This is a genomic window from Alteromonas sp. IB21, from assembly GCF_016405965.1.
Lineage (GTDB): Bacteria > Pseudomonadota > Gammaproteobacteria > Enterobacterales > Alteromonadaceae > Alteromonas.
In genome coordinates this window covers 182,323-199,323 of the sequence record NZ_JAEFCD010000001.1, presented here as the reverse complement: position 1 = coordinate 199,323, position 17,001 = coordinate 182,323, and the positions used below count along the sequence as shown (strand labels likewise).

The window sequence follows — 17,001 nt, the reverse complement described above, 5'->3', positions numbered from 1 at the left end:
CCGATATATCCTTATAAAGCAGATGATTAAAAATACAACGCAAAGAAAAGACAGGAAATTCTAATGACAAAGATCCTTGCATTTGCAGGCAGTACCCGTAAAGGTTCATTTAACCAAGCCATTGTGAACGTGGCCGCTGAAGGCGCGCGCGAAGCTGGCGCAGAGGTTACCGTAATTGACTTAGCTGATTATCAAATGCCAATATTTAATGAAGACGAAGAAGCTGAGTTTGGTATGCCTGAAAGAGCACAGGCATTTAAAGAGATGCTCATGAGCCATGATGGGTTTCTCATTGCATCACCAGAATATAACTCAAGCTATCCCGCGCTTCTAAAAAATGCCATTGACTGGGCATCGCGTATGGGAGACGGTGAAAAGCCGTTACAAGCCTATCGCGGTAAAGTGGCCGGCATTATGGCGGCGTCAGCCGGTGGACTAGGTGGTATGCGTGTACTGGTGGTGCTGAGGATGCTGCTTGAAAACCTAGGCACAATGGTACTGCCAAACCAAAAAGCTATCGCAAAGGTGAATACGCTTATGGAAAATGGCGCAATTACCGACGAAAAAACGATAAAGCAGCTTAAAAATTTGGGGAAAGAAACCGCCGAGTTGGCTGGTAAGCTTGCCTGAAACATGGGTTAAGGGTCGCTAGAGTAAGCCGTCGGCGCTCTAGCTATCTACACTTCAAATTTTCTATCCATGCTAAACAAGTGTGTGTTTGAAATTGCTTCGATTAGAGAGTGCTCTACTTAATATGAGAAACAATCAGCACCATCAAGCCCCTTCATTGCCCATCCTAGCAAAATAAATTTCAATTCAAAAAACGACGTGAACCCCAACCCATGGCCAGTCGTCAATATTGCTTTAATGTCATAGTCTAGCTCAGTGCATTTGCACATCACTTTAATTGAAAAAAGGAGCTTTATTATGGAAGAACTCAACATTAACGAAATCGATGCAGTCGCGGGTGCAGGTGTAGTTGGAGATATTATGTATGGTATCGGTTACGGCGCTGGCTATGCAGGTGGCTATTTTTATAGCCATGTAATGACGTCTAACCGTTGGTTAGACGATGTCGCTGAATTCGTACTACCTTAAGGAATTATTTTATGGAAGAGTTAAGTCAAGAAGAACTAATTCAATGTAGCGGCGGTTATTGGCAACACGTATTGACCTACATGACGTTTGTAGATCTTGCCTATGATTTCGGCCGAGGACTTGGCAACGGATTCTACGATGGTGCAAACGAGCCAGAAATTCCTTAGTATTAAATGAGCAGGCTTAGGTCTGCTTCTTTAGTTTTATTTAAGTATGGACAAGGCAAATAATCATGGACAAGAAAAATTACAGCAACGTAGCATTTTGGTTTCTTGCGGTAATAAATATTATCTCTCTCTTTGAGAGTATCATTTCAAAAGAAGGGTTCTCGCTCTTAACAGAGCCTGAGTTTCAAAACCTACTTTTACTCGCAATTCTTCAAAAACTTGCGAATCGCCCAAATGAAAGAGCATTGGATACAGACGACATTATATAACGTGTTGTTTCTCGAACTCTCTGTATTATTTTGGCGCTAGGTGTCGAAAGAAAGCCGCTTAATCGAGTGCGGCTCTCTTGTTATGTTTCACACTTTGACGTTTAAATTATTTTATTGACTATAGCTCTTCATTGACATTAGGAAAGGTTCACTGCAAAGGAATTTTTCTTAACTCAGCACTGTAGCTATCAAATAACCCTATAGCTTGTTGCATCCATTGAGCGTTGTAATAAGTGTCGGTGTAACGCTCACCACTATCGCACATGAGGGTAACGATTGACCCAGCTTCGCCGTTTTCGCTCATTTGCTTGGCAATATGTAGCGCCCCCCATAAGTTCGTGCCTGTAGAGGGACCGGCTTTTATTCCCATGGTGTTGTTTAACCAGTGCATGGTTGCAACGCTTGCGGCATCCGGAACCGCAATCATGTCGTCTATCACGTCGTGTTGAAAAGAGGCTTCCACTTTAGGGCGGCCAATCCCTTCTATGCGGCTTCCTCTCGTTGCTGTAAGGGTGTGATCTTTCGTTTTGAAACTTTCAAAAAACACACTGAATTCTGGATCGACGACTACAAGTTGGGAAGCTAGACCTTTGTAGCGTATATAGCGGCCTATTGTTGCCGACGTGCCGCCCGTGCCAGCACTCATTACTATGGTGTGAGGGACAGGATGAGGTTCAGCTTTCATCTGCTCAAATATACTCTCGGCAATATTGTTGCTTCCCCGCCAGTCGGTGGCACGTTCGGCGAAAAGGAATTGATCCATAAAATAGCCACCTAGTTCCTTAGCGACCTTTGTGGCTTCGCTGTGCATTTGTGTAGGGCAGTCGACGAAATGACACAGCCCCCCATATCGCTCAATAAGGGCTATTTTACTCTGGGCGGTAGACTTAGTCATGACTGCTACAAAGGGCACACCAATCATTTTGGCGAAGTAAGCTTCAGATACCGCAGTACTGCCGGATGATGCCTCAACAACCGTTGTTCCCTCCACAATTTTTCCATTGCACAAAGCATAAAGAAAAAGTGAGCGAGCAAGGCGGTGCTTTAAACTTCCCGTTGGGTGCGTGCTTTCATCTTTTAAATAGATATCGATATTTTTGAACGCTATTGGCTGTAGCTTAATTAGGTGCGTATCAGCCGAGCGTTGATAATCTGCGTTAATAGTATTGATGGCTTTTGTAACCCAGCACGTCATATTGACCTCCTTATTGATAACGACGAGGATATCAATGTGCTAAGAGAAATAACGTTTAATTTTTTTGTTTAAATGGCAATTTTTTGGAAAAATATTCTTTATTTTGTTCATGGTATAAAAAATATTGCAAAGATGAATGTGTCTGCTTAACAGAAGTATTGTGGAAACAAAGCATTTCAGCAACCCAGCTATTCTTGATATCTTTGTACCTTATCCCTTACCCCTCACTAGGTATCAACATGAAGACTAAATTGCTTTTCACAGGAATAGTTTTTCTGTCCACGACGCTATTAGGTGCGCAAATTAGTGCAGAAGAGATTAACACGCTTAAAGTGGCCACATTTAACGTAAGTATGGAGGCCACCAATTATAAAGCCTTGGGCATGGAGCCAAGCGATGAAGTACTTCAACATGTTCTCTCCACGGGCGAGCACAGCCAAGTCAAAAATATTGCCGAAATTATTCAACGCGTAAACCCTGATATCTTGATGTTGAACGAATTTGATTACATTGCTGATAAAAGTAAAGGGGTAGAGGCTTTCGTTAAAAACTACCTGAACGTCTCGCAACGCGGTCTTGAACCGGTGGATTACCCTTATACTTATGTGGCAACAGTTAACACCGGCGAGCCGACAAAGTTCGATTTAGATAACAATGGCAAAGCAGAAGGATTTGGTGGAGATGCTTACGGGTACGGGCTTTATCCAGGGCAGTATGGGATGGCGCTATTATCAAAGTACTCTATTGATGTGGATAGCATACGTACCTTTCAGAAGTTTAGGTGGCATCATATGCCTCACCCGCAGGTGCCCGTTATTCCTGACGAGAGCGGCAATACCGACCAAGGCGAGCCTTGGTACAATGTAGAAGAGTGGGCCGCGCTAAGATTGAGTTCGAAATCTCACTGGGATGTGCCGGTGAAAGTGGGAGACAAAGTCGTACATATACTTGCTATGCATCCAACGCCGCCAAATTTTGATGGGAGCGAGGACCGTAACGGTAAGCGCAACAATGATGAAATTAGGCTTATGGCTGATTACCTGTCGCCCGACAAAGGAACATACATCTACGCTGATAATGGCGAGAAAGTAAGCCTATCAGAGAACGCACGCTTCGTACTTGTTGGCGATTTTAATGCTGCAGATATTGGTGATAAACATCGCGAAGGTGTAATTGAGCAATTGACCGAACACCCATTAGTTAATAACGACACAATTCCAACAAGTGCAGGTGGTGCAGCCGCATCAGGAGCTGAGTTCAGTAACCGCTTTACCGCCTACTGGGGAGCCAGAGCCGACTATGTTTTACCCTCTCGTTATGGATTCGAGGTGCGCGACGCCGGCGTATTTTGGCCTGCCAAAACAAGTGATCTCTATCGGCTAGTTAAAGACCGTGAAGCCAGCTCAGATCACAGGTTAGTGTGGGTAAGCCTATCGATAACGCAAGATTGAAAATAGCTAATTTTGCTTAATCTATCAAATGTGTTGTACAAAGCACATCGCACTACTTAATTCTTCTATAAAATCGGTAAGGGGCAGAATTCGAACTTATCTTATAATAGTGGTCTTAAATAGACTGCCTCAGTAAGACGTCTCAATTAGTAGGCGTCAAAAAAGTTGAATAAGCCGAGAGAAAAAATGAAAGAAGCAAGCAGTAAAGCACAGGAGCGTTTAAGGATCTGGCTAATGGCCGGCGTGTGTGCAGCTTTGTCCGCTTGTGGCGCTCAACCCCCAGAACTCATTGATAGCTCTGTTGTGAGTGTTGAAGAGGTTGAAAAACTAGAGCAGGTGGTTGACACCTCCTTGCCCTTGGTCCAGCAAGCCTATTCCATCGAGTCTGAAAAAGTGTGTGAAAAGCATGGTGGCAGTTGGAATAAAATTGGCCGTCAACAGGCTTATGCTTGTGTTTTATCGGCGAATGATGCAGGTAAAACATGTAAAGATAGCAGTGAATGTGAAGTCGCTTGTGTTACGGAAAATAATAAGATGGAAGCAGGACTAAAGGCAAATGGCGTGTGTTTAGAAAGCACTGACTTATTTGGCTGCAAAGCTTATGTGTCTAATGGCGTGGTGGAGCATACCCTGTGTGTTGATTAAAAGGCGTTAAAGCCAACGGGCGTTGAATGAAGTGCACGCTACTGGCATTGTGCAAAACAGGCGTATTCATATTTTAAATAACTTTCATCCGCAATTTGCTTATTTACAGGTGTAGTTTTCATGTTTTCCAACATCATTCGCTTTGCGAAAAACATTATTTTGTCCTTAATTACAATATTCATATGCTTTGGCGTGCTCGACTTCTTGTGGCTTGGCGTTATTGCGGATGGCTGGTATCAAAGTGAAATGGAACCGCTGCTTAGAAGCCAGTTCATCACGTGGCCTTGGGCAGTGTTTTACTTAATGTATGGATGCGTGGTGTTTGTACTTGCTGTGGTAGCTAACAGAGACAAATCGCTGCTTTACGCGGGTATTGATGGCGCGCTGTTAGGGTTGGCTAGTTATGGCGCATACAATTTAACGGCATACAGCATTATTGAAGGCTTTACTTTGTTCATCATGCTTATCGATTGGGCGTGGGGGACGTGCCTAACCAGCGCAAGCGCTATGGCCGGCTGGTTAGGGTTTCAACTGGTTAAGGGAAAGAGTAGCGAATAATGCGCTTTAACACGCTGGCGTATTGTTTCCAAAAACCGCCGGTGTTGTAGTGCATGCCGTGCTGTTTGAATACGGCTTGTACTCTAGGAGCCATCTCTCTATAGCGTCTGGCGGGGATATCAGGGAACAGATGGTGCTCAATCTGAAAGCTTAAATGGCCAGTCAGTACGTGAAACAGGTTACCGCCCTTGATGTTCGATGAGCCTAGCGCCTGACGATAGTACCACTGACCGCGCGTCTCATTTTTGCAATCCTCTTCTTTAAAGGTTTCCACATCGCCGGTGAAATGACCACAGAATATGATGGTTGATGTCCACAAGTTGCGCAGTAAGTTGGCAACAAGGTTACCTGCAAGCACCCATAAAAATAGCGGGCCAGCCAACAAAGGGAATAGCACATAGTCTTTTACTAACTGACGTGCCCCTTTGCTAAAAAAGCGCTTCTTAAGTTCGCTATGGGTAACCTGGTTCTTGCGGTTATCTTTCTTCTTACCAAAAAATACGCGCTCAGCGGCCATCTCGTGATACGACACGCCCCACTGAAACAAAACGCTAAGTACGATATAAGTCGCGAACTGCCATAAGTTTTTTACACGCCATCTAAAATCATTAGACAAGCGAAGCAAACCGTAGCCAAAGTCTCTGTCTTTACCAATAATGTTGGTATAGGTGTGATGCTCGTAATTATGAACGCGATTCCAGCTTGCGCCATCGCAGGCAATATCCCACTCATAGCCTTTTGAATTGATATGTTTATCGTTCATCCAATCGTACTGACCGTGCATCACGTTATGGCCAATTTCCATATTGTCTAGAATTTTAGCCGTAGCTAGGCTTAATACGCCGGCAACCCAAAGCAGAGGCTGTAAGAAACCCAGCATTAATAATATACGGCCACTCCATTCACAAATACGCTGAATAAGAATGATACGTCGAATGTAGGCGGCATCCTCAGCACCTACTTTCTGTTTAATATCGGCCTTAATCTCATCAAACTGTGCGGCAAGTAGCTCGTAGTTAGGTTTCTGTTGTACGCTCGTTGATTGACTTGCCTGAGCTGTACGCACCTGTAACTTTGCTTGTTCAAAAGCGTCTTCACGTTGTTGTTTGTCTATTGTAACGCTAGTGTTCATAGTTGAATCTCCACATCGGTAACGGCTTGTGATACACACAACTGAATAAGTTGTTCTGCGCTATCTGAAAGTTCGCCAGTGCGGGTATCTCTCACCACGCCGCGTTTTTTAACGCATTGGCACTGGTGACAAATGCCCATGCCACAGCCGTATGTTACGGGTTGTTCTGCTTGTTGAAGTTGTGAAAGTAGGGATTGCTGATTGTCGATAGTTAAGGATTGGCCATTGTGAACCAACGAGAAAGTTTCGCTTTCTGTAAGGCTTGTGCTGCTTACCACTGGAAGCGCAGCGAAATGCTCGCTTGAAACAGGCGCGTTAATTAGCTCTGCACAGCGCCTTGCCTGCTCGTACATAGCATTTGGGCCACATACTAACCATTGTGCGTTAGCAAAGTAAGATAAATGCGCTTCTAAATCACCGTCTTTCTGCTTGGTTAAAATTGAATAAGAGAAGCTTTCGCAGCGCTTTTGAAAAGCTGACAATTCGTCAATCAGAACGTGTTCATTGGGCTTGGCGAAATAAAGTAAATGCACCGACTTTTGATTTACCTGTGTATTGTTAATGGCATCGTCAAGCATTGCAATAAAAGGGGTAATACCCGAGCCGCCCGCAATCATAAGTAAGGGCTTTTCCGTCTGCGGCCATATAAATTCCCCCATTGGCGCTGAGATGTTTACCCATTGATTAGGTACACAAGCATGAAGGTAAGGTGTTAGCGCGCCCTGGGCTTTAACCTTAGTCACCAAGCGAATCTGCTTGTCTCGTTGGTGTGTGCCGGCACCACTTGCTATGGTAAATACGCGGGTGGTGAGTCTGCCATTAACCTCTATGGTCAACGCGATATGCTGCCCAGCGGCATGCGTAGGCCACGCGCGTTCAGGCTTAAGTACCACCTCAAGCATATCAGTGCTTAAGTTTTTTACCGTCACAATTCTGGCTCTGAAATAGCCATCGCGCCAAGCAGGTTTAAATTGCTGCATCAGTACTTCCCAGTAGCCCTTCCAAGAGCCATGGTGAAATATGCGATCAGTAAATTTATCTAGTAATAGTCTCAATGTAGAACTCACACCTATATTCTGTCTGAATATCTTTAATACAAAAGTGATGAAAAAATTTAAGCGTACAACTGTACTCTCATTCAGCGCACAAGTGTAAGCTTAAATTTTTCTGCGTCAAGAGTAGAGGTGTAAAAATTTGGGGTAACGTCGTCGAAATGGGCTAATACTTTTGCTAAAAATGCAAAAGTAATTTGTTAAAAGTGCGGGTTCAAAGACCGCTGGTGGGCCTCATATATAGGGTTACGTAAGGTGAAATTGCAAAAATGAAACGCTTAAAGGATCGCATTATGAAACTATTTGAAACCGTATCGCTGGCTGGAAAAACGCTTAACAATCGTATTGTTATGCCGCCAATGACTGGCTCCCGCTCAACCCAGCCTGATGATGTGCCCAATGCATTGATGGCAGATTATTACGCTCAACGACTTACTTAAGACTCCACACCATGCTTATTCTCTCTGCAGTTTGTAGTTGAAAATAAGTATGTGTAGTTGATTGCAACGCGCTAAATAGATAATTACGCGCTTAAAAATTGCGGTTTCGAAATAGCCAAGCTGCGATGCCACTTCCCGCTATCAGCATTGAAGTGACCAGCCATAGTTTTGAAATAGGTGCGCCGTTGGGGCATTGTAACGACATGGTTGCGCCCGCTAAATTCTGACAGTCAACAAGTTGGCCTAATGCCAATACTAAGAGGCCAAGCAGTACTCCGATAACAGCATAAGACAAATTATTTAACGACATACTTTTCCTATTATTTTTCCATTTGTCGCTTATAACGACGGTAAGGTTTGCACTGCACCCTTGTGGAAAGCGAGAATGTGCTAAACCAGTGCACTACGTTAAAACGCAACGAAGTGTTAAGTGCTTTATAAGTTTATACTTATGGGCTTTGATCGTTTAACCAATGCATGTTGGGAGCCACTGAACGGCAAAATTGTTCACCTTATCGGAAGTGATTGAAAAATACACATGAGCTCACGTAAAACAGTGCCGCAATATTTGCGCCAACCCCTATCAAAATTCCTTCAAATTCGGTACTATCCGCGGTCTTAAATTTTTAACGAAATAAGCGGACTATGTTTGAAATAAACCCCGTTACTAATGCGATAAAAGATATCCGTGAGCGCACCGAAGCGCTTAGGGGGTATCTTTGACTTTGATGCAAAGTCAGAGCGTTTAGAAGAAGTTAGCCGAGAGTTAGAAAGTCCTGACGTTTGGAATGAGCCAGACAGAGCGCAGGCCCTTGGCAAAGAAAAAGTCACCCTAGAGCAAATCGTAGAGACGATCCACAAGCTCGATCAGGGAACTGAAGACGTTGAAGGTCTCGTTGAATTGGCCGTTGAAGCCGAAGATGAAGATACCTTCGTTGAGGCCCAAAGTGAACTTGAAGGCTTAATTGAGCAGCTAGAAGTGCTTGAGTTCCGCCGCATGTTTTCTGGCCCTAACGATGAAAACGACTGCTATATTGATATTCAGTCGGGCTCTGGTGGTACAGAAGCACAAGATTGGGCCAATATGCTACTGCGCATGTATTTGCGTTGGGGCGAAGCCCACGGATTCAAAACTGAACTCATTGAAGTGTCAGAAGGTGAAGTCGCAGGCATTAAAAGTGCAACGCTGCGCGTTCAGGGCGACTACGCGTTTGGTTGGCTGCGCACGGAAACGGGCGTGCACCGCTTGGTACGTAAATCGCCGTTTGACTCGGGCAACCGCCGTCATACGTCGTTTTCATCCGCGTTTGTATACCCAGAAATTGATGACGACATCGATATTGAAATTAACCCGTCTGATTTACGTATAGACACTTATCGTGCATCGGGCGCGGGTGGTCAGCACGTAAACCGAACAGATTCAGCGGTACGTATTACCCACGAACCGACGGGCATTGTGGTGCAGTGTCAGAACGATCGCTCGCAGCACAAAAATAAAGATCAGGCGATGAAGCAGTTAAAAGCTAAACTTTATGAGTTTGAACTGCAAAAGCAAAACGCCGAAAAACAAGCGATGGAAGACAGCAAGTCTGATATCGGCTGGGGAAGTCAAATACGCTCTTACGTATTGGACGACTCTCGCATTAAAGATTTGCGTACTGGCGTGGAAACACGTAACACTCAAGCCGTGCTAGATGGCGACTTGGACAAATTTATTGAAGCCAGCCTGAAATCTGGGCTGTAAACCGAACAACGAAGTGAAAGGTTATGACTGACCAACAAACAGACGATAACAAATTGATTGCAGAGCGCCGTGCCAAATTGAGCGCTATTCGCGAGCAGTGCCGTGCAAACGGTTTCCCAAACAGCTTCCGTCGCGAAAACTATGCGGATGAGCTTCAAGCTAAGTTCGGTGAATTCGACAAAGAAACGTTACAAGAGCAGGGTAACAAAGTAAGCATTGCTGGCCGTATTATGGCAAAGCGCGGTCCTTTTATGTTGCTTCAAGATATGACGGGTCGCATTCAAGCTTACGCTGATAAAGACACGCAAAAAGCGCTTAAAGCAAAATACGGTGCACTGGATATTGGTGACATCATTGGTGTAGCGGGCGACCTGCACAAGTCAGGTAAAGGCGACCTTTACGTGAACATGGAGCAATACGAGCTGCTTACTAAAGCACTTCGTCCGTTGCCAGAAAAATTCCACGGTTTGAGCGATCAAGAAACTAAATATCGCCAGCGCTACGTTGACTTGATCACTAGCGAACAAACCCGCAAAACCTTCATGATCCGTAGCAAAATTGTGAATGGTATTCGTAATTATCTTACCGAGCGTGACTACCTTGAAGTGGAAACGCCGATGCTACAGGTTATTCCTGGTGGCGCGACGGCGAAGCCGTTTGTCACTCATCACAATGCGCTAGATATCGATATGTACCTGCGTATTGCGCCAGAGCTTTACCTTAAGCGCTTAGTGGTTGGTGGTTTTGAGCGTGTGTTTGAAATTAACCGTAACTTCCGTAACGAAGGCTTATCAACCCGTCACAACCCAGAGTTTACTATGCTTGAGTTCTACCAAGCGTATGCAGACTACAATGACCTGATGAACCTTACAGAAGATATGCTGCGCACGTTGGCAGAAGATATTCTAGGTACAAGCATCATCAAGAACACAACTAAAGACGCTGACGGTAATGTGACGTCAGAAGTTCAATACGATTTTGGTAAGCCGTTTGAGCGCTTAAGCATGGGTGAAGCAATTCTTAAATATTGGCCAGAAGCTAACGAAGAAGCTATTCGCGACCCAGAGGCGAACCTTGACGCGCTTAAAGCGATGGCAAAACAGCTTCACATTAAAGAGCCTGAAGTTGACGGTATTTGGGGTGCGGGTAAGTACCTTTGCGAAATCTTCGAAGCAACAGCGGAAGAGCAGCTTATTCAACCTACGTTTATTACAGAGTATCCGTGGGAAGTATCGCCGCTTGCACGTCGTAACGACAACAACCCATTCATTACCGACCGCTTTGAGTTCTTCGTAGGTGGACGTGAATTAGCGAACGGCTTCAGTGAGCTTAACGACCCAGAAGATCAAGCAGAACGTTTTGCGAAGCAGGTTGAAGAGAAAGATGCTGGCGACGATGAAGCCATGCACTTTGATGATGATTATATTCGCGCTCTTGAATATGGCTTGCCGCCAACAGCGGGTGAAGGTATCGGTATCGATCGTCTAGCTATGTTATTTACCGATAGTTCAACGATCAAAGACGTTATCTTGTTCCCACACATGAAGCCTCAAGCGCCGAAAGACGCACAAGAAGCGGGTGAACAAGAATAATCTTAAGCAATAAATAAAGTGAGTTAGGTGCTCGGCGCTGTTAAAGCTTCAGCGCCTTTACACGCTCAACTAAAAGGGTATTCGTGGGAACGTGAATACCCTTTTTCTTTGCCATTTCCACAATATAACCGTTGATGGCGTCTATTTCTGTTTGCCTACCGTGGGCTACATCCTGATGCATGCTTGAAAAGTTTTCTCCTGTCGCTTTGGCTACCGACAGCACGTTTTTATGAACCGTTTGGGCGTCAAACTCTAGCCCGCAAGCATTTGCCACTTGGGTGAACTCATCACAGATTGCGTTGCGGCTTTGTTCAAATTCAGTATCAGCAATGTACTTATTTTGAATATTGTGAAGCGCCGTTAAAGGATTAATTACTGCATTAACAGACAGCTTCGTCCACAGCGCTTTTAAAATATCATCCTGGTACTGCACGGGAGGAAGTGCGGTATCTAACATAGCAATTGCGTTAGCAAGTTGAGGGGCAGATGCTGAAAGAGCAGTCAGCGTTTGAGGTGTTCCCGTACCAAAGTCAGGCGCGCCAATTTGGGTCGCGCCAACCCCAGTATACTGCACATAAACATCACCCGTTGAAGCTTTTACTTTTAACGCGCCGTGACTGGTTGTGGCAAGCAGCAGCGGATAGTCGCAGCCTAATAGCTCTTTTGCGGTCTCAAGCCCGCCCATACCGTTGTGAAGCAGTACTACTGTAGGTTGTTGTGTGAGATAGGGAAGCCACTGCAATAAGGCTGCTTTAAGTTGATACACTTTTAGGGGAAGTATCAATACGTCAGTTTTTGCTAGCTCGACAGGCGTAGGCTTGGCAGGCTTGAGCCCAATTGATTGACCATCTAGCCATTGGGCGTAAGACGGCATGGTTTTCATATCTCTGGGATAGCAATCATAAGGCACGCCGTTTGTCTGAGCGCTTGCAGCAAATAAGGTTCCTATGGCACCGCCGCCGACTATGTGTAGTTTACCCATAAATATCTATCCAACACTCCATCTGGTTTCTATCTCATCGCACATTTATCTTTAACGCGATTTTTGCGTTGTTCGCTTAGAGGGTAGCCAAAAAGCGCGCGGGAAGAGCAGGCCAGGGATAATCGTCTGGCGCGTTTAGCCCGTTGTACCAAGTTTGTACGTCTTCTTCGTTGATTACTTTGCCTGTATCAAAAGGTGCGGTTACCGCTAATTCGCCAGAGGATAAGGGAATGCGTAAATGCCACGCATGCAAATACAGCCTATCAGAAGAGTCACCACCATAAAGTGTATCACCGAGAATTGGCGCACCGATACTTTTGAGCGCTACGCGAATTTGATGGGTTTTCCCCGAGTGAGGCTTAACGATAAAACCGCGAGTTCCGGGCTTTGCCGCGTTACTAAAAAACTGGGTGATGGCGGGGTTTTCCTGAGTCTTTAGAAGAATACGTTGCCCACCTCGACGATTTTTCATATCGCCGATTATCAAACCTTGTTTCTTTTTAGGTTTTTGGGCACTTAAGGCTAGATAGTATTTGTTTACACGTCTAGATGAGAAGAGCGCGCCGATTTCGGCTGCAGTTTGGCTGTTTTTGGCAAGACACAAACAGCCAGAAGTACCGGTATCTAGTCGATGGCAAAGGTGCAATTCTTCCAACGTAAGCTGTTTTTTAAGAAGAGTAACTAATCCATCTGTTCTCGAACCTGTCTGTGCAGTTGAACCTAAGTTTTCACAGGGTGTTATCGTTTCATTACCTTCTTTATCTATGCCATTTTCATCAACAGCATCGTGCATGGCAATGCCTACAGGCTTGTTAACAATGAGTACGTTATCGTCCTCAAAAATAATTGGAATAGCTTGCACTAGCTATTTTCTAACTCAGAAATGGCCTCTTCGTAATCAAGCTCATCAACCGCATCAACGATGGCTGAACGCTTTTCTTGAGGCAAAGCAATGGCATCAAGCCAATAATCTAGTTTGTCTTGTGCAATAAACTCGCTGGCTTTCAGCGCTGCCATTAGTTGCTTTCTGGCTTGCTCAGCCGCGGCTCCAGTCGCTGGTATTGAGGACGATGTTTCTGTTTCAGATTCCTGAATAAGTGCATCTACCGCAGCGATGGTTTCGTTGAGCAAACCCAAAAATACGGGGTACTTATCAGCCACGCGTTTTTCAGTTCTAAAGGCGCTTTCTACTGGTTTGCTGGCATTGTGTAGAGCAAACAGCCCCAGATTACCTGTTACGCCTTTCAGGGTATGTACAAGAGAGTAAGCTTCGTTAAAGTCGCCTTTAGCAATACAGGCTTGCAAACTGGCATCAAGAGTACGGTATTCTTCGGTGAATTTGCCGAGCAAGGTGAACAAAAGTTTTTTGTTTCCGCTCAACTGAGACATTCCGAAATCAATATCGAGTACTGTTGTTGAATGATCCATGCGCCTATCCTTATTTAGCCACTTGTTTTTTGTATCAAATGGAGATCATTGATTATTTCATACATCACGTTTGCCAAATACATTGGCCAAAACTTAGTATATGAAGACTTCATCGCGTCAGTGTATTTCAGAAATACATAAATTAATACAATCATAGCAAAGTCCAAACAGGTAAAGCGCTAAAAAGTCTGGTAATCTTCGGAAATTCGCTATTGCAAAATACGGCTAACTTTATCAGTGCCTTCCCAATTCAATTTTATAGTGAAAAAGCGTTTAGCGAAAAGCGTCGTTATTTTAAAAGGAATCATCATGTCAGGAAAACTGACCCTACGTACTTTGAGTCTCACAATAGGTGTAATGGTTGTTGCTGCATGTCAGCATGCGCCAATAGAACAATCTAAAAGCGAGGCTACATCTCAAGAGCTTGCTACAACCGCCGTATCAATACCCTATGAAAAGTATACGTTAGAGAACGGCCTTACCGTTATTCTTCACGAGGATCACTCTGACCCGTTGGTTCACGTGGATGTTACTTATCACGTCGGTTCTGCAAGGGAAGATGTAGGAAAATCTGGCTTCGCTCATTTCTTCGAACATATGATGTTCCAAGGCTCAAAACACGTCGCTGATGAGCAGCATTTCAAAGTTATTACCGAATCTGGCGGTAACTTGAACGGCACCACAAACACCGACCGCACTAACTATTTTGAAACCGTGCCGGCTAATCAGTTAGAAAAAGTGTTATGGCTAGAGTCAGATCGCATGGGCTACCTGTTAGAAGCCGTAGATCAAACCAAGTTTGAAAACCAAAGAGAGACGGTTAAGAACGAACGCGCACAACGGGTAGATAACCAGCCTTATGGGCTGCGTTATGAGCTTAACGGCGAAGCCTTGTATCCAGAAGGTCACCCTTATTCGTGGATGACTATTGGCTACGTAGAGGATTTAGACCGGGTTAACGTCAATGACCTAAAAGCTTTCTTTAAACGCTGGTATGGCCCCAACAATGCCGTACTCACCATTGGTGGCGACATCGACGTTGCCAAAACCAAGGCGTGGGTGAAGAAGTATTTCGGTGAAATTCCAGCTGGTCCCAAGGTAGAAGAACCTAAGCCTCAGCCCGCGACACTTGAAGAAACGCGCTACATTACTTTAGAAGATAAAGTGCATCTCCCGCTTTTACAAATTACTTACCCTACCGTTTACGGTCGTCACGAAGATGAGGCCCCGCTTGACGTGCTGGCTGATATTTTGGGCGGTGGAAAAACGTCGTTGTTCTACAAAAATCTCGTGAAAGAAGGCATGGCAGTACAAGCCGTGGTGTCACACCCTTGCCGTGAACTTGCCTGTGAGTTCCAGCTATTAGCTTTGGCTAACCCTGCAAAAATTACTTCTTTGTCAACGCTACAGAACGTGTTGAATGAAACTCTCAAGGAGTTTGAGCAACGTGGTGTAACGGCAGACGATTTAGCACGCACGAAAGGACAAATCGAAGCGCGTACCGTTTTTGGGCTTCAAAGTGTATCTGGCAAAGTCTCTGCGCTTGCTGCGAATGAAACTTTTTATCAAACGCCAGACCTGATTGCTGAAGACATTGAGCGTTACAATGCCGTGACAGCTGAAGACGTAATGCATGTTTATAAAAAGTATATTAAAGACGCAAATAGCGTTGTATTGAGCGTCGTGCCCAAAGGGCAGGTTCAGCTTGCTGCGGCTGAACAAACTTTTGAGCGTCCAATAAGAAACATTGATGTCGAAACGGTAGAGGTTACCGATGAAGAAGCCTTTACCAGCGCACCATCAAGTTTTGATAGAAGTGTCATGCCCGCAGCCGGTGAAGCGCCAGTTGTTGATGTACCTGACTACTGGGAAGCCGAACTTGGTAACGGCATTGAAATACTTGGCGTAACCAGCACCGAAACGCCCACGGTGACGCTAACAATAGGTATGGACGGTGGCATGTTGTTAGACCCAGAGGGTAAAGCGGGCACAGCCTACCTAACGGCATTACTCATGAACGAGACGACGAAAAACTACAGTAACGAAGAACTGGCCAGTGAACTTGCTAAATTAGGCAGTGCTATACGGTTTAGTACCGCAGGAAGGTACTCACAAATTTATGTATCTACACTCACTAAGCATCTAGATGAAACGCTGGCACTGTTAAAAGAAAAGCTGTTCAACCCAGCGTTCAGTGAAGAAGACTTCGAGCGAATGAAAGAGCGGGTGATACAAGGATTACAGCAACAAGCAAAAACCCCTTCTAGCCTGGCGCGACGCGCACGAGATCTTATCTTGTTTGGCGATGAAAATCGCGTGAGTTTGCCGGATGAAGGCACACTGGAAAGCGTTCAAAACATTACGTTAGATGATGTGAAAACCTTTTATGCAAACTACTATTCACCTGATAAGGCGAGTATTGTTGCCGTTGGCAACCTGTCTAAACAATCCATGGTCAACACGCTAGATTTTATTGGGCAGTGGCAAGGTAAAACTTATGAGTTTGCTGATTACAGTGAATTTCCAAAGTATGATGAAAACCAAATTTTCCTGATAGATAGTCCTGAAGCCGTGCAGTCGGTGGTTTATATTGTTGATAGAAGCTTACCTTTTGACGCAACAGGCGATCACTTCAAATCTCGGCTTATGAACTTCCCATTAGGAGGGGCTTTTAATAGTCGCATTAATTTAAATCTGCGAGAAGATAAAGGTTTTACTTACGGTGCGAACAGCGGTTTTGTTGGTGGTAAGACACTCGGTTGGTTCGAGGTGAGTACAGATCTTACAGCGGTCAACACAGGTGAGGGCATCACAGAAATCTTGAAAGAGATCAATCGCTACCGGACCGAAGGCGTAAAAGAAGAAGAAATAGCGTTCATGCGCAATGCATTTACGTTAAGTGATGCACTTGAGTTTGAAACACCAACCAGTAAAGCGCGTTTCTTAAGACAGCTATTAAGCTATGGTCTAGAAAAAGGTTACCGAGAAGAGCAGCTAGACATAATTAATCACATAGACAAGAAAACGATAGATGCGTTGGCAAAGCAATATTTGAATCTCGACAAGATGCAAATTATTGTAGTAGGCGACAAAGCAAAAATTTTGTCCCAGTTAAACGCGCTATCGATGCCGATTATCGAGTTGTCAGTAGAGAGTAACACCCGAGAAACGTTAAACTGATAGATTAATTTTTATTGAATTTATACTATTGTCCCCCATAACTGGGGGCAATATTGACATAACGGACC

General features: G+C 44.7%; 17 protein-coding genes and 1 pseudogene. 11 read left to right on the top strand and 7 right to left on the bottom strand.

Annotated features, from left to right (window positions below):
* The first annotated feature begins 63 nt into the window (after nt 1–63).
* The 4 genes from JC525_RS00830 (at nt 64) to JC525_RS00815 (ending at nt 1,534) form a co-directional block, all read left to right on the top strand.
* Nucleotides 64–630, top strand: a complete 567-nt coding sequence (locus JC525_RS00830) for an NADPH-dependent FMN reductase (protein WP_198813313.1) — start codon at nt 64–66, stop codon at nt 628–630.
* Nucleotides 631–927: 297 nt separating this feature from the next.
* Nucleotides 928–1,098 (top strand): hypothetical protein, encoded by a 171-nt coding sequence (locus JC525_RS00825; RefSeq protein WP_198813310.1) that lies wholly within the window; start codon nt 928–930, stop codon nt 1,096–1,098.
* Between the two features lie 11 nt (nt 1,099–1,109).
* Complete coding sequence (locus JC525_RS00820) at nt 1,110–1,265, top strand: hypothetical protein (protein WP_198813308.1); 156 nt, start codon at nt 1,110–1,112, stop codon at nt 1,263–1,265.
* Between the two features lie 65 nt (nt 1,266–1,330).
* The gene (locus JC525_RS00815) at nt 1,331–1,534 is read left to right on the top strand and encodes a hypothetical protein (protein WP_198813305.1); all 204 of its coding nucleotides are present in this window, start codon (nt 1,331–1,333) and stop codon (nt 1,532–1,534) included.
* 148 nt (nt 1,535–1,682) lie between these two features.
* On the opposite strand, the gene JC525_RS00810 is transcribed toward JC525_RS00815, so the two are convergent.
* The gene (locus JC525_RS00810) at nt 1,683–2,729 is read right to left on the bottom strand and encodes a PLP-dependent cysteine synthase family protein (protein ID WP_198813291.1); all 1,047 of its coding nucleotides are present in this window, start codon (nt 2,727–2,729) and stop codon (nt 1,683–1,685) included.
* Nucleotides 2,730–2,968: 239 nt separating this feature from the next.
* Here JC525_RS00810 and JC525_RS00805 point away from each other — a divergent pair, with 239 nt between their 5' ends.
* From JC525_RS00805 to JC525_RS00795, 3 genes are all read left to right on the top strand, one after another.
* Nucleotides 2,969–4,180 carry an endonuclease/exonuclease/phosphatase family protein gene (locus JC525_RS00805; protein WP_198813288.1) on the top strand — a complete coding sequence of 404 codons (1,212 nt, stop codon included), beginning with the start codon at nt 2,969–2,971 and terminating at the stop codon, nt 4,178–4,180.
* 186 nt (nt 4,181–4,366) lie between these two features.
* On the top strand, nt 4,367–4,825 hold the full coding sequence (locus tag JC525_RS00800) for a hypothetical protein (RefSeq protein WP_198813285.1): 459 nt from the start codon (nt 4,367–4,369) through the stop codon (nt 4,823–4,825).
* 120 nt (nt 4,826–4,945) lie between these two features.
* Nucleotides 4,946–5,383, top strand: coding sequence for a DUF2177 family protein (locus tag JC525_RS00795; protein WP_198813282.1), 438 nt, complete (start codon nt 4,946–4,948; stop codon nt 5,381–5,383).
* On the opposite strand, the gene JC525_RS00790 is transcribed toward JC525_RS00795, so the two are convergent.
* Nucleotides 5,361–6,515 carry a fatty acid desaturase family protein gene (locus JC525_RS00790; protein WP_198813279.1) on the bottom strand — a complete coding sequence of 385 codons (1,155 nt, stop codon included), beginning with the start codon at nt 6,513–6,515 and terminating at the stop codon, nt 5,361–5,363. The genes JC525_RS00795 and JC525_RS00790 overlap by 23 nt on opposite strands.
* Nucleotides 6,512–7,582, bottom strand: a complete 1,071-nt coding sequence (locus JC525_RS00785; RefSeq protein ID WP_332874063.1) for a flavin reductase family protein — start codon at nt 7,580–7,582, stop codon at nt 6,512–6,514. The genes JC525_RS00790 and JC525_RS00785 overlap by 4 nt, the downstream gene beginning before the upstream one ends.
* A 278-nt stretch (nt 7,583–7,860) precedes the next feature.
* On the opposite strand from JC525_RS00785, the pseudogene JC525_RS00780 reads away from it, so the two are divergent.
* Nucleotides 7,861–7,998, top strand: a pseudogene (locus tag JC525_RS00780) (oxidoreductase); the annotation flags it as partial.
* 100 nt (nt 7,999–8,098) lie between these two features.
* Here JC525_RS00780 and JC525_RS00775 read toward each other — a convergent pair.
* Nucleotides 8,099–8,317: a hypothetical protein gene (locus tag JC525_RS00775; RefSeq protein ID WP_012517776.1), complete on the bottom strand. Its 219-nt coding sequence runs from the start codon at nt 8,315–8,317 to the stop codon at nt 8,099–8,101.
* 335 nt (nt 8,318–8,652) lie between these two features.
* Between JC525_RS00775 and prfB the strand changes: the two genes are divergently transcribed.
* Together prfB and lysS are read left to right on the top strand one after the other, a co-directional pair.
* Nucleotides 8,653–9,751, top strand: a protein-coding gene (gene prfB / locus JC525_RS00770) for a peptide chain release factor 2 (RefSeq protein WP_198813273.1) whose coding sequence is annotated in 2 segments (ribosomal slippage) — nt 8,653–8,727 and nt 8,729–9,751 — 1,098 coding nt in all. Because the reading frame shifts where the segments join, the coding sequence is not laid out codon by codon here.
* Nucleotides 9,752–9,774: 23 nt separating this feature from the next.
* Nucleotides 9,775–11,343: a lysine--tRNA ligase gene (gene lysS / locus JC525_RS00765; protein ID WP_198813270.1), complete on the top strand. Its 1,569-nt coding sequence runs from the start codon at nt 9,775–9,777 to the stop codon at nt 11,341–11,343.
* Nucleotides 11,344–11,383: 40 nt separating this feature from the next.
* Here lysS and JC525_RS00760 read toward each other — a convergent pair whose 3' ends face one another.
* From JC525_RS00760 to JC525_RS00750, 3 genes are all read right to left on the bottom strand, one after another.
* On the bottom strand, nt 11,384–12,325 hold the full coding sequence (locus JC525_RS00760; protein WP_198813267.1) for a ketopantoate reductase family protein: 942 nt from the start codon (nt 12,323–12,325) through the stop codon (nt 11,384–11,386).
* Nucleotides 12,326–12,401: 76 nt separating this feature from the next.
* Nucleotides 12,402–13,187 (bottom strand): pseudouridine synthase, encoded by a 786-nt coding sequence (locus tag JC525_RS00755; protein ID WP_198813264.1) that lies wholly within the window; start codon nt 13,185–13,187, stop codon nt 12,402–12,404.
* Complete coding sequence (locus tag JC525_RS00750; RefSeq protein ID WP_198813261.1) at nt 13,187–13,753, bottom strand: Hpt domain-containing protein; 567 nt, start codon at nt 13,751–13,753, stop codon at nt 13,187–13,189. The genes JC525_RS00755 and JC525_RS00750 overlap by 1 nt, the downstream gene beginning before the upstream one ends.
* A gap of 309 nt (nt 13,754–14,062) precedes the next feature.
* Between JC525_RS00750 and JC525_RS00745 the strand changes: the two genes are divergently transcribed.
* Nucleotides 14,063–16,933 carry a M16 family metallopeptidase gene (locus JC525_RS00745; protein WP_198813258.1) on the top strand — a complete coding sequence of 957 codons (2,871 nt, stop codon included), beginning with the start codon at nt 14,063–14,065 and terminating at the stop codon, nt 16,931–16,933.
* Nucleotides 16,934–17,001: the final 68 nt, after the last annotated feature.